Consider the following 12,000-nt stretch of genomic DNA (forward strand, 5'->3'; position numbering starts at 1 on the left):
CGACTCCTCGAGGCGACATGCCCGACGGCTGAGCGCGCGCGATGCCGCGAACTAGACTTGTCGGGTGATCGATCTCGCTCTCCTCCGTGACAACCCGGACCTCGTCAAGCGCTCGCAGCAGGCCCGCGGCGAGTCGCCCGACACGGTCGACGAGGCGATCGAGGCCGACCGTGCACGACGCGCCGCGATCACCGCCTTCGAGGAGCTGCGCGCCGCGCAGAACGCCCACGGCAAGACCGTCGCCGCCGCGCCCAAGGAGGACAAGCCGGCGCTCGTCGCCCAGGCCAAGGAGCTCAGCGACCGCGTCAAGGCGGCGCAGCAGGCCGTGACGGCCGCCGAAGAGGCGGCAGACGCGGCCCTCGCGCGCATCGAGAACATCGTCATCGACGGCGTTCCGGCCGGGGGTGAGGAGAACTTCGTCACCGTGCGAACCCACGGGCAACCGGCATCCTTCGACTTCGAGCCGCTCGATCACCTGGCCCTCGGCGAGAAGCTCGGCGCCATCGACATGGAGCGCGGCACGAAGGTCTCGGGCAGTCGCTTCTACTTCCTCACCGGCATCGGCGCGCGCCTGGAGTACGCGCTCATGTCGCTGGCCCTCCAGCGCGCGGTGGATGCCGGGTTCATCCCCATGATCCCCCCGACGCTCGTGCGGCCCGAGGTCATGCGCGGCACCGGCTTCCTCGGGCAGCACGCCGACGAGGTCTACAAGCTCGAGGCCGACGACCTGTACCTCGTCGGAACCAGCGAGGTGCCGCTCGCCGGCTACCACATGGGCGAGATCCTCGACCTGACCGCGGGCGCCAAACGCTACGCCGGCTGGTCGACCTGCTATCGCCGCGAGGCCGGCTCGTACGGCAAGGACACCCGCGGCATCATCCGGGTGCACCAGTTCAACAAGCTCGAGATGTTCGTCTACACGACGCCCGAGGATGCCGAGACGGAGCACCTGCGCCTCGTCGCGCTGCAGGAGCAGATGCTGCAGGACCTCGGCCTCAGCTACCGCGTCATCGACGTCGCGGCGGGAGACCTCGGATCCAGCGCCGCCCGCAAGTACGATGTCGAGGCCTGGGTACCCACGCAGGGCGCGTACCGCGAGCTCACCTCGACGAGCAACTGCACGACCTATCAGGCGCGCCGACTGGACGTCCGTCACCGCCCGGCCGTCGAGGGTGGGGGCGCGGGCAAGACCGCTCCCGTCGCGACGCTCAACGGCACGCTCGCGACGACGCGATGGATCGTGGCTCTCCTCGAGACCCACCAGCGCGCCGACGGCTCGGTGGTGATCCCCGAGGTGCTGCGTCCCTACCTCGGCGGCCTCGAGGTGGCGGAGCCGATCGCATGAGCGGCGCGCGCGCCGAAGACCGTCTGCCGCCCACGGGGGCGATCGAGGTCGTCGACGCGCCGGAGGCCGCGCACCTCGTCGACGACCTGGCGACGGATGCCGAGAACCCCGCCGTCGCCACGGAGTGCCTCCTCATCGCGCTCGACGTCGACGGCACGGTGCTGCTGGAGGACGAGACCCTCAGCCCGGGCGTCGTGGACGCGATCGCTCACGCTCATCGAGCCGGACACGAGGTGATGCTCGCCACGGGTCGCAGCTGGGAGGGCACCCGCGGTATCCAGCACGTGCTCGAGCTCGCCCCGGAGTACGCGGTCTGCTCCAACGGCGCCGTGATCATGAAGCGCGTCGGGGGCGACTTCGCGGAGGAAGGCCGCTACGAGCGCTTCCACGTCGAGACGTTCGATCCGTCGGAGGTCGTCGAGCTGCTGCGTGCGCACCTGCCGCATGCCAAGTACATGGTGGAACTCGCCGACGGCGAGCGGCTCTACACCGAACGTCTCGACGACTGGAACCTCGCGCACGCGCGCCGCGTCGACTTCGCCGAGCTCGTCGCGCAGCCCGTCTGCCGTGTCGTCGTGGTCTCGCCCGATGACACCGACGAAGACTTCCTGGCCCTGGTCGAACGCATCGGCCTCAACAAGGTGTCGTACGCCGTGGGCTGGTCGGCGTGGCTCGACATCGCCCCGCAGGGCGTCGACAAGTCGACCGCGCTGGAGCGCGTGCGCACCTGGCTCGGCGTCGAGCCCGACCGCGTGCTCGTGATGGGTGACGGACGCAACGACCTCGGGATGTTCCGCTGGGCGCTCGATCACGGCGGCCGTGCCATCGCGATGGGACAGGGGCCCGACGAGGTGCGCCGCGAAGCGGGCGAGGTCGCGGCCTCGGTTCACGCCGGCGGCGTCGCCGACATCCTGCGCGATCTCTGACACCTTTTCAGCCACCGCCCAGGACGAGGCGCGATGATGGGCATCGTGCGTCGACTAGACTCGTCGCCTGTCTGAGGGATGCCGCGGCATCCGTCAGGGAGGGTTGTCCGAGCGGCCGATGGACCCGGTCTTGAAAACCGGTGGGCAGAGATGTCCCGTGGGTTCGAATCCCACACCCTCCGCAGAAGCGGTCGTGCCCGCTGTCGAAAGGTCCCCCGTGAGTCCACGCCCCGAGCGCCCTCGTCGGCAGCCCGTCGCCCGCCACGGCATCCTGAAATCACCGCACCCGCTCACGCAGGTTCTCGCGATCCTCGCGGCGATCGTCGCGGTGGCGGTCGTCAGCACGACGGCGGTCGGTGCGTTCTATGTGTGGGATGCCGCCCGCGCCGTCCAGGCGGCCGGTGTCTCGATCGGTGGGGACGACACTCAGCTTCCGCCCACGCTCGGCGAGATCGAGGGCGGCGTGAACATGCTCGTCGTCGGCACCGACTCGTGCGAGGGGCCCAACGCCGCGCTGTCCGGCGCCTGTGAGAACCACGACACCGAGGGTGAGCGCAACGATGTCACGATGCTCGTGCACATCTCCGACGCGCCGCGCCGCGTGACGGTGGTGTCGTTCCCGCGCGACATGATCGTGCCCATTCCCTCGTGCACGGGCCCGGACGGTACCCAGTACTCCGCGATGAGCGGCCAGATGCTGAACGCGTCGTACATGTACGGCGGCCTGTCCTGCACCGTCGCGACCATCGAGAAGCTGACCGGTATCGACATCCAGTTCGCCGCCGCGACGCGGTGGACCGGCGTCATCGCCTTGTCGGACGCGATCGGGGGGGTCGATGTCTGCGTCGCGGATGACATCAGCGACGGCAACACCGGCCTCAGTCTCACAAAGGGCACCCACACACTGCAGGGTGCGCAGGCGCTGCAATTCCTGCGCATCCGCCACGGCATCGGCGACGGATCGGATCTCGGGCGCATCTCGAATCAGCAGCAGTTCCTCAGCTCGCTCGTGCGCAAGCTGCAGTCCGAGGGCGTGCTGGGCAACCCCGCAACGCTGTTCAACCTCGCCAACACCGCGATCTCGCAGGTGACCGCGGATCCGCCGCAGGTGGTGCTGAGCTCGACGCTCGCGAACCCGCAGCGGATGGTGCAGATCGCCATGGCCGTGCGGAGCGTCCCCTACCAGGACATCGCGTTCGTGCAGTACCCCACGGTGTACGCGACCGGCGGCTCCCGCGTGGACCCCGTCACCTCGGCGGCCAAGGTGCTCTTCGACGCGCTCGCGAACAACCAGCCGATCCAGCTGACCGGCTCGACCAGCGACGGCTACGGCACCGAGGTCGTCGGTGAGGCGACACCCACGCCCGCCTATCCGGGCGCCACCCCCAGCCCGACGGCCACCGGCGACGCGGGGGCGACCGCCGCGGCGCCGACGCCGACGCAGGAGGCCGTGCAGCTGCCGTCGTCCATCACTGGGCAGACCGCTGCCCAGGTCACCTGCACCGTCGCCCAGCGTTGATCGTGCCGTGAACCGGATGCCGCGGCATCCGGTTCGGCAGGGCGGTGCGAACCCGTTATGATTGCGGGGTGCGTTCGCGCGGCTCCGGCCGGGGAACGCCTGGAGACGTCGCATAGTCAGGCCTAGTGCACCACCCTGCTAAGGTGGAGTCCCCTTACGGGGACCGAGGGTTCAAATCCCTCCGTCTCCGCCATGTGAGCAGTCGAGTCATGGCTGTTCGTTCCCACGGCTCGCCGGATGCTGCATCCGATCGATGCGGTCGCGCAGCTCCCCGATGGCGTCGCCGTTGTCAGGGGCGTCGAGCTCGCAGGACGTCGGTTCCACGAGCAGCGGGGTGTGCGCGTGCAGCAGGAAGGTCGCCTGTACGGCGTCGCCGTCGGAGCTGAGGCACCGCAGGGTTACCGCGTCCGCCGAGCCGGCGTGAGCCAGCACGCGCGCATACTCACTCAGCGCCTCGGCCGCGTCCGCGGCGATCAGGTAGGTCGCATCGTCGTACGTGACTCGTTTCATGTGAGCACGCTATGTGCCGGAGCCGTCCGAGCGAGAGGGGTTGATGTCGGCCGATTCGCCCTTCACGGATGCTCTTGCGGCGTCGAGGGGCTTGACCTGCCGTGCTCCGTCGGGTTCGGATGGACCTCATGCCCCCGTTCACCATCCGACCGATCGCACCCTCCGACGCGGGCGAGGTGCTGACCGTCCAGCGCGCGGCATTCGTCGCCGAGGCACTCATCTACGGCGACCCGGATATGGCGCCGCTCACCCAGACGCTGGAGGAGGTCGAGTTCGAACTGCGCGAGAACCTCGGCTGCGTCGCCATCGCGGGCACACGACTGGTGGGTGTCGCGCGCGCCGTCGCCGATGGCGAGCTGCTGCTGGTCGGGCGGATCGCGATCGCGCCCGACCAGCAAGGCGAAGGCATCGGCTCGCGACTGCTGGAAGCCGTCGAACAGCGCGGTGCCGAGAGCGGATGCCGTCGCGCCGAGTTGTTCACCGGATCGCTCAGCACGCAGAACATCTCGTTGTACGAAAGCCTCGGCTATCGAGAGAGCGCACGTATCGATCAGGGCGACGGCACGGCGCAGGTGTTCTTGCAGAAGGACCTCGCGGTGGAGGATGCCGGCCGGGGGTGACATCTCCACCGCGCCGGCGGACGGTCTCCGTCAGAACACGTCGCCCATGTCCCACCCGTCGTCACCGTCGTCGTAGCCGCTGTCGGCAGACGGTGCGGGTTCGGCGGGGGGAGGGGTGAACATGCTGGAGATGCCCTGTGCGAGCAGCACACCACCCGCGACGCCCGCCGCCCCGGCGGCAGCGGTGCGCAGGAAGCTACCACCGCCACCGCCACCGGCGGATGCCGGCTGGTCCGCTCCGCCGTCACGCCGGGCGCCGAAGATGCCTCCCCACCGTCCGCGCGGGGTCTCCTCCGCCGCGGCGGGAGCGGCGGGAGCGGCGGCCGCGGGGGCTGCCGGAGGCGTGGTGCCGGCGGGTGCTGCCGCGGCGGCGAGCGCTTCCTTCTGCAGCAGCACGGTCTGCACGAGGAAGTAGAGAGCATCCGGCTGGGTGCCGATCAGCTGATCGATGAGGCGCGCCGCCTCGGCATCCTTCTGGATCGGTCCTGCACCGCGCACCGCGTCGGCGAGATCGACGATCAGTCGCACATCCGAAGTCTGCATGGCATGTCCTTTCGTTCGGCGCGGATCCGGCGTCGGATGTCGTGACCGCGCTCTTCCATGCTCGGTCGCGGTGGGACGCGGGCCCATCCGCCGAACGGCCGGGAACCGTCGCCGGCTGGCTGGCGCCCGCCGCCCGGCGGCGGGGACGGATCAGTCCGCGCGGCGCGGCAGTGTCAGCCGAACGAGGAAACCGTCATCGAGAGGATGGGCGTCGAGGGTCCCGCCCAGGATCTCGGCGCGCTCGCGGAGGCCCCGCAGCCCCAGACCCGCGCCGGGCAGATCGAGAGGGCGCTCGGTCATCGCGCCGTTGGTGATCGTGACGCCGCACGACCGATCGTCCTGCCAGAACGTGACGGCGACCGGGGAGCCGGGCGCATGCTTGCGCACGTTGGTCAGCGCCTCCTGCACGGTGCGATAGACGGCGCGTTGCGCTGCGGGCCCCAGATCGTCGGGCAGGGCGCCGGTGACCGCCAACGGCATGCCGGTCGACGCGAGCAGTGAGGGCAGCTCCGCGATCGTCGGCTGCGGCGCAAGCCCGGGGCTGCGGGTGCCGGCCGCGCGCAGTAGCATGACCATCGAGCGCAGCTCCTCGAGGGTTGTCGAGCTCAAAGACCGGATGGATGCCGCGCCCTCCCGCGCCGCGGCATCCGTCGCCGTCACCTGGAGAGCGGCCGCCTGCACCGCAATCAGGCTGACCTGATGCGAGACGACATCGTGCATCTCGCGGGCGAGCTGGTTGCGCTCCTGAGCGAGGACGGTCTGCGCGTACAGCTCACGTTCATGGCGCTTGGTCGCCTCGATCTCCTCGAGACGGGCGTGCAGATCCTCCGTCGTCTGCAGCAACTGGCCGAGCAGAATGGGCGCCGCCGCGGTTGCCGCCTGGTAAACGAAGGTGACGGCGGTCCAGCTCTGGTCGACGATGAGCTGATCCACGATCGGCCACCCGATGGCCTCGGCCGCCGCGAACGCCGCGCCGGCCAGAACCAGCAGGCCCCGGGTCCGCGTGCGCGCCGACAGGCTGAACAGAGCGATGACGGGGGCGGCGAGCACATTCGCGATGAGCGCCGCCGGCAGGGTGAGCACGAATGCCAGCGCCGGCCAGCGCCGCCGCAGCAGCAGTGCGGCACACCCGAGGATGCAGACACCGAGCGTCAGGGGGTCGTCCGTGTTGGCCGAGAGGTACGCGTCGGCGGCCGCCACGGCGACGGCGAGAAGATCGACGACGATCGGCGGGATCCGCCGCCACAAAGCCCGTATGGCGTTCACACCGTGTCGCCCCGCTCGGCGCCGTCCTGCGTGTCGAGCAGACCCGCACGCTGCGCTGCGAGCGCCGCCTGCACGCGGCCGGCGACGCCCAACTTCGCGAGGATCGCGCTGACGTGGTCTTTGACGGTCCCGGCGCTGAGGTAGAGCCGGCCTCCGATCTCCGCGTTGGACAGCCCCTCGGCGACGAGGGTGAGCACCTGCTGCTCACGGACGGTGAGCGTCGCGACGCGCTCGGCCTCGGCATCCATCGCCAGGCGGCCGGGCTGCGTGTCGAGAAGGCGACGCGACGCGCGCGGGGCGAGCACGACGCCGCCGGCGGCGAGAGCGCGCACGTACTGGGCGAGCTGATCGGGCTCGGTGTCCTTGAGCAGAAACCCGGAGGCGCCGGCGTTGAGCGCGGCGAGCACGTACTCGTCGGCGTCGAACGTCGTCAGCATCGCGATCGCCGGTCGGTGGGGCAGCGCGCTCAGAACGTTCAGGAGAGTGAGGCCGTCGACCTGGGGCATGCGGATGTCCAGCAGCAGGACATCGGGCTTCTCGGCTTTGATCACCTCGAGCGCATCGACGCCCGTGGCGCTGGCGACGACACGGATGTCGGGTGTCGCGTTCAGGATGAGCGTGAAGCCGCTTCGCACGAGCGCTTCATCGTCCACGATGACGACACGGATCATCGACGCCACCTCCCTCCCTCAGAACCTAGATCATGGTGCCCGCGGCGGCGTTCACATCGATGGACGTTCCGCCATCCGCCGGGAGGGCAACCCGCCGATCGGCGGGGGCGGATGACACCTGCCGACCGATGCGTCGACGCGCAGACCAGGGTTGGCTCGATGGTGTGAAAACCGTCCTCTTCGCCGTTGCGCGCGCTCTGCTGCGCCACCCTGTGTCGCTCGCCGTCGCCGCGGGGGCGCTGGGGATGGGAGTCGCCCACGTCACCGCAGCGGGAGAGGTCGCGCTGGACGGGGCGGTCTTCAGCGTGTTGTCGTGGCTCGGCCTGATCGTGATGCTGGTGATCGTCGAGCGCATGATGGGAAGCGTTCGGGCGGCGCTCGTGGCGGCTGCGGGCACCGCGACGGCCGTCCTGCTCGCCTGGGGCGTCTTGTCCACCCTCGCCGCGTTCGGGGAGGAGCTGTCGGTGACGGCCCTGCAGTATCAGCCGTGGGTCCCCTCGGTCACGACCGCCCTTCTGGTGACGGTCGCCTCGGGATCGCTGCGTCCCGCGACGCGACGAAGTGTCCGCTGGGCGGCCTTCACGGTCATCGTCGCGATGCTCCTGGTGAACGGCCATGCCTCCGATCTCGCCCGGGCGGCGGCGGTGCTGCCAGGGCTCGCGGCGGCGGCGTGGTGGGCGCCGTCGGCGGCGGTGCGCCCCTGGCCGGCCGGAGCACGCAGCACGTGGCGGCGCATCGTCTCGTCCGCGCTCGTCGTCATGGCCAGCGCCCTCGCGCTGGCGGCGGTGACCCCCGACGCCAGCGGGATCCTGGCTTGGACGGGTGCCGCGGTCGATGCGTCCCTGGCGCCCCTGGCCGCCGCGCTCCTTCTGGTCAGCGCGTTGCTGATCGACCTCGGTCGTGTCGTGGGCGTCGTGCTCGCCGGGGCCGTGCTCTTCGCGGTCGCTGCGGTGGTGTTCGTCGAGGTGCTGCTCACGCCCTTCGTCGAGGGCGAGCTCTGGTGGTCCGGAATCAGCGGCGGCGAGATGGAGTGGCAGATCGTCATCGCTCTCGCCGGCGTCCTTCCCGCGCTGGCCGCGCTGATCGTGGTGATCGGCGGGCGTGCGATCGTCCGGCGCGCGGCTCCGGCAGCGACCGCGGAAGACCGCGCCGCCGCGCGGAACGCCGCGCGAGCCTTCGGAACCGGCACGTTCGCCCACATGGCGACCTGGGCGGGCAACTCCGTGTGGGTCGGCCCCGACGGTGCGGTGGTCGCGTATCGGGTGCGCGGCGGCGTGGCCATCACGGTCGGCGACCCGATCTGCACCGACCGCGCCGCCACCATCCGCGCATTCTCCGACTTCTGCGAGCAGCGGGGATGGATGCCGGTCTTCTACAGCGTCCACGCCGAAACCGCTGCCGATCTCGCCGGCGCGGGCTGGTCCGCGATGCCCGTCGGCACCGAAGCGGTGCTCACGACCGCCGGTTTCAGCCTCTCCGGCAAGCGGCGCCAGGACCTGCGGACCGCCGTCAACCGTGCCGCACGCGAGTCGGTCGATGCCGTGTGGACTCGTTACGTCGATCTCGACGGAGCTGCGCGTGCGCAGGTCGACCTCATCTGCGGGCGCTGGGCCCAGGACAAAGCACTTCCGGAAATGGGCTTCACGCTCGGGGGTCTTGCCGAACTGAAGGACGAAGAGGTGCGCCTGATGCTCGTCATCGGCGCCGACGGCCACGTCCACGCCGTCACGAGCTGGCTTCCCCGTCGCCGCGCGGGCGTCGTCGTGGGATGGACGCTGGATGTCATGCGCCGCGCCGACGCGGCCATGCCGGGAGCGATGGAGTTCGCGATCGTGTCGACCATCCGGCAGGCGGAGGCCGACGGCATCCCGACGATCAGCCTGTCCGGTACGCCGCTCGCTCCGCACGAGGGCGCCGTGCCCGGGCGGCTCTCGCGCCGGGTGGTGCGCGCGCTGGAGCCGGCCTACGGGTTCTCCTCGTTGGAGAGGTTCAAGGCGAAGTTCGGTGCCGAGCATCGGCCGCTGTGGATGTGCTACCCCGAGGGTCTCCAGCTCGGGCGCATCGGATCGGCCCTGGTGCGCGCCTATGTTCCCGGCCTGCGCCTGCGCGGAATCGTCGCGACGCTGAAGGCGATGGCGTGAGGGCACTGTGCTGACGACCTTCCTGCTCGTCACCGGTGTCGCGCTGCTGATCTGGTCGCTGTGGAGCCGGACGTTTCGGCGAGCGACGGTGAACGGGCCGATCGTGATGACCGGGCTCGGTCTGATCGCCGGGGCCGTGCTGCCCACCCAGGGCATCCTCTTCATGGAGTCGAAAGCGACGCTCTTCCTCGCGGAGATCGTCCTCGCGTTCTTGCTGTTCGTCGATGCGCTGGACGTGCGCGGGTCGGTGCGTTCGCAGTTCACGGGCGTGCCGGCGCGCCTGCTCGGGATCGGGTTGCCCCTGTCGCTCGTGCTCGTTCTGGCGGTCGGGTTGGTTCTCCCGCTCGGCCTGTCGGTCGCCGTCGTGCTGGCCATCGCGTGCATCTCAGTGCCCGCCGACTTCTCGCCGGAGACGTCGCTCGTCCGCGACGAGCGGATACCCGCGCGCGTGCGGCGTTGGCTCAGTGTCGAGAGCGGCTACAACGACGGCCTCGTCTCTCCGCTCCTGCTCGCCGCGCTCGCATTCGCCTCGGCGGGAACCACGGGCGACGCCGGGCGCGCCTTCGCCGTCGCGGCCCCCGCCGGGCTCATCGCCGTGCTCGTCGGTGCCGCGGTGGGCGCAGCGATCGGCGGCGTGACCCGCTTCGCCGACGAGCGCGGGTGGACCGAGCCGCAGAGCATGCGCATCGCCTTTATCGCCGCTCCGCTCATCGTCTTCGCGGCGACGGTGATGCTCCACGGCAACGGCTTCGTCGCGGTGTTCGTCGCCGGTATCGCCATCCGGCTAACACGCGGGGAGAAGGGGCTCGACCGCGCTGAGCTCACGCTGTTGGAGGATGTGTCGTGGCTGACCAATCTGCTGCTGTGGCTGGCCTTCGGCTTCGCCGCCGTCGTGCTGCTGAGCGAGACATATGACTGGTGGCCGGCGATCGCCCTGGCGCTCGTCGCGCTCACCATCGGGCGGATCATCCCCGTCGGCATCGCCCTGCTCGGAAGCGAGGCATCTCGCCAGGAGCGGATCTTCGTCGCGGCGGTGGGGCCGCGCGGCGCGGCATCCATCGTGTTCGGGCTCATCGCCGCGAACGCCCTGCCCGGCGAGCAGGGGTTTCTCGTGCTGGCGGCGACCTGCATGGTCGTGCTGGGAAGCGTCGCGATCCACGGGATCGGCGGGCCTCTGCTCGTTCGGCGCCTGTGGGGAGCACGCGCAGCGGATGCCGCACCGCCCCCGGTAGGTGCCGCGGCGGCATCCGTCAAGCCCCCGGCGTGATCCGGTGATGTGCGCGAGGCGGGGGTGGAGGCGCACCATGACCATCGACACCACGCCGTCCCGTCGCGCTGAGCGACCGGAGGAGGGCCATCGACCCGGTCCCGGTGCGGACGCTCCCGCCGCCGGCGCAGACGAGGCGTATCGGCTGGTCATCGACGATATCGACCGCTACCGCGTCATCGCCGACGGCCTTGTCGTCGGGTACGTCGACGTGGTCGGTGCCGTCTTCGTGGCGCTCGCGGGTCCTATGCGCAGGCGACCGAGGTGCACCAGGCTCTCGTGCTCGAGGACGCGCTCGCAGCTCTCATGAGTCGGCGGTAACGCGCGGGCGGGTGGCGTCCGTCATCGGCACGGCGACGCCGGAGACGCGGACGCGCCCCGTCGCCGGAATGTCGACGACGAGCAGGCCGGGGCGACCGACGTGCAGGCCCTGCTCGATCGCGACGCGTGCCGGCACGCGCACGGCGTCGAGCTCGCGCAGGTAGGCGCCCAGTGCGGCGGCCGCGGAGCCGGTGGCGGGGTCTTCGGTGATCCGCCCGACGGGGAACAGGTTGCGCACGGTGAAACGATCCTCCGCCACGCGGTGCGCGACGGTGATCGTCGCGGGCCAACCGCGCGCATCCATGAGGGCCCGCACGCGGTGTGGGTCGAACGTGAACGCATCGAAGCGGGTGCGGTCGGCCAGCACGATGACCGGATGCGGATTGCCCGCATCGGCGATGCGCGGTGGCAGCGTCGAGTCGAGCTCGTCGCTGCTGAGCCCGAGCAGCAGGAGGATCGCGTCCCGGTCATCGGGATCGAGGGCGCGCACGGAGGTCGGAGCGCTCGTGAAGGCCGCGCGGATGCCGCCGGCGCCGCGTTCGATCTCGATGCGGATGTCGCCGACGGGGGTGTCGAAGACGATGGCATCGGCGTCGCTGCGCTCGGCCAGGGCAACGGCCGTGGCGATCGTGGCGTGCCCGCAGAACGGCACTTCGGCGATGGGGGAGAAGTAGCGCACCGCGCGCGCCCCGTCCTCGCGCATCCCGGTCACGAAGGCGGTCTCGGCGAAGTCGACCTCGGCGGCGATCCGCTGGATGTCGGCATCGTCCAGCCCGCCGGCATCGAGCACCACGCCCGCCGGGTTGCCGCCGGCGGGGTCAGAGCTGAAGGCGGTGTAGCGGAGGATCTCGGGTGCGGCCATCCTCTCAGG

General features: G+C 70.7%; 12 protein-coding genes and 2 tRNA genes. 9 read left to right on the forward strand and 5 right to left on the reverse strand.

The features are described from left to right. The first annotated feature begins 64 nt into the window (after positions 1–64). The 5 genes from serS to HMPREF1529_RS06535 all read left to right on the forward strand — a co-directional run bounded on the left by serS (position 65) and on the right by HMPREF1529_RS06535 (position 3,983). Positions 65–1,345, forward strand: a complete 1,281-nt coding sequence (gene serS / locus HMPREF1529_RS06515) for a serine--tRNA ligase (RefSeq protein WP_005054557.1) — start codon at positions 65–67, stop codon at positions 1,343–1,345. Beyond that, positions 1,342–2,271, forward strand: coding sequence for an HAD family hydrolase (locus tag HMPREF1529_RS06520; protein WP_005054555.1), 930 nt, complete (start codon positions 1,342–1,344; stop codon positions 2,269–2,271). Before serS ends, HMPREF1529_RS06520 begins: the two co-directional genes overlap by 4 nt. A gap of 97 nt (positions 2,272–2,368) precedes the next feature. Then, positions 2,369–2,453, forward strand: a tRNA-Ser gene (locus tag HMPREF1529_RS06525). Positions 2,454–2,488: 35 nt separating this feature from the next. Next, a complete protein-coding gene (locus HMPREF1529_RS06530; protein WP_051120824.1) occupies positions 2,489–3,790 on the forward strand; it encodes an LCP family protein in 1,302 nt (433 codons plus the stop codon). 101 nt (positions 3,791–3,891) lie between these two features. Further along, positions 3,892–3,983, forward strand: a tRNA-Ser gene (locus HMPREF1529_RS06535). 14 nt (positions 3,984–3,997) lie between these two features. Here HMPREF1529_RS06535 and HMPREF1529_RS06540 read toward each other — a convergent pair. Next, complete coding sequence (locus tag HMPREF1529_RS06540) at positions 3,998–4,300, reverse strand: hypothetical protein (RefSeq protein WP_016464212.1); 303 nt, start codon at positions 4,298–4,300, stop codon at positions 3,998–4,000. Between the two features lie 128 nt (positions 4,301–4,428). On the opposite strand from HMPREF1529_RS06540, the gene HMPREF1529_RS06545 reads away from it, so the two are divergent. Continuing rightward, positions 4,429–4,920, forward strand: a complete 492-nt coding sequence (locus HMPREF1529_RS06545) for a GNAT family N-acetyltransferase (RefSeq protein ID WP_005049618.1) — start codon at positions 4,429–4,431, stop codon at positions 4,918–4,920. A 30-nt stretch (positions 4,921–4,950) separates the two neighbouring features. Here HMPREF1529_RS06545 and HMPREF1529_RS06550 read toward each other — a convergent pair whose 3' ends face one another. The 3 genes from HMPREF1529_RS06550 to HMPREF1529_RS06560 all read right to left on the reverse strand — a co-directional run bounded on the left by HMPREF1529_RS06550 (position 4,951) and on the right by HMPREF1529_RS06560 (position 7,400). Continuing rightward, positions 4,951–5,463, reverse strand: a complete 513-nt coding sequence (locus tag HMPREF1529_RS06550; protein WP_016464213.1) for a DUF2076 family protein — start codon at positions 5,461–5,463, stop codon at positions 4,951–4,953. 150 nt (positions 5,464–5,613) lie between these two features. Further along, positions 5,614–6,729 (reverse strand): sensor histidine kinase, encoded by a 1,116-nt coding sequence (locus HMPREF1529_RS06555; RefSeq protein WP_016464214.1) that lies wholly within the window; start codon positions 6,727–6,729, stop codon positions 5,614–5,616. Then, a complete protein-coding gene (locus HMPREF1529_RS06560; RefSeq protein WP_016464215.1) occupies positions 6,726–7,400 on the reverse strand; it encodes a response regulator in 675 nt (224 codons plus the stop codon). Before HMPREF1529_RS06560 ends, HMPREF1529_RS06555 begins: the two co-directional genes overlap by 4 nt. A 164-nt stretch (positions 7,401–7,564) precedes the next feature. Between HMPREF1529_RS06560 and HMPREF1529_RS06565 the strand changes: the two genes are divergently transcribed. From HMPREF1529_RS06565 to HMPREF1529_RS06575, 3 genes are read left to right on the forward strand one after another with little or no spacing between them, the layout of a single operon-like run. Then, the gene (locus HMPREF1529_RS06565; RefSeq protein ID WP_232212073.1) at positions 7,565–9,541 is read left to right on the forward strand and encodes a bifunctional lysylphosphatidylglycerol flippase/synthetase MprF; all 1,977 of its coding nucleotides are present in this window, start codon (positions 7,565–7,567) and stop codon (positions 9,539–9,541) included. A 7-nt stretch (positions 9,542–9,548) separates the two neighbouring features. Further along, a complete protein-coding gene (locus HMPREF1529_RS06570; protein WP_016464217.1) occupies positions 9,549–10,808 on the forward strand; it encodes a cation:proton antiporter domain-containing protein in 1,260 nt (419 codons plus the stop codon). A gap of 37 nt (positions 10,809–10,845) precedes the next feature. Next, positions 10,846–11,118: a hypothetical protein gene (locus HMPREF1529_RS06575; protein ID WP_016464218.1), complete on the forward strand. Its 273-nt coding sequence runs from the start codon at positions 10,846–10,848 to the stop codon at positions 11,116–11,118. Here HMPREF1529_RS06575 and HMPREF1529_RS06580 read toward each other — a convergent pair. Continuing rightward, positions 11,113–11,991: a PhzF family phenazine biosynthesis protein gene (locus HMPREF1529_RS06580; RefSeq protein WP_016464219.1), complete on the reverse strand. Its 879-nt coding sequence runs from the start codon at positions 11,989–11,991 to the stop codon at positions 11,113–11,115. The genes HMPREF1529_RS06575 and HMPREF1529_RS06580 overlap by 6 nt on opposite strands. Between the last annotated feature and the right edge of the window lie 9 nt (positions 11,992–12,000).

This window comes from Microbacterium sp. oral taxon 186 str. F0373 (assembly GCF_000411455.1).
Taxonomy (GTDB): domain Bacteria; phylum Actinomycetota; class Actinomycetes; order Actinomycetales; family Microbacteriaceae; genus Microbacterium.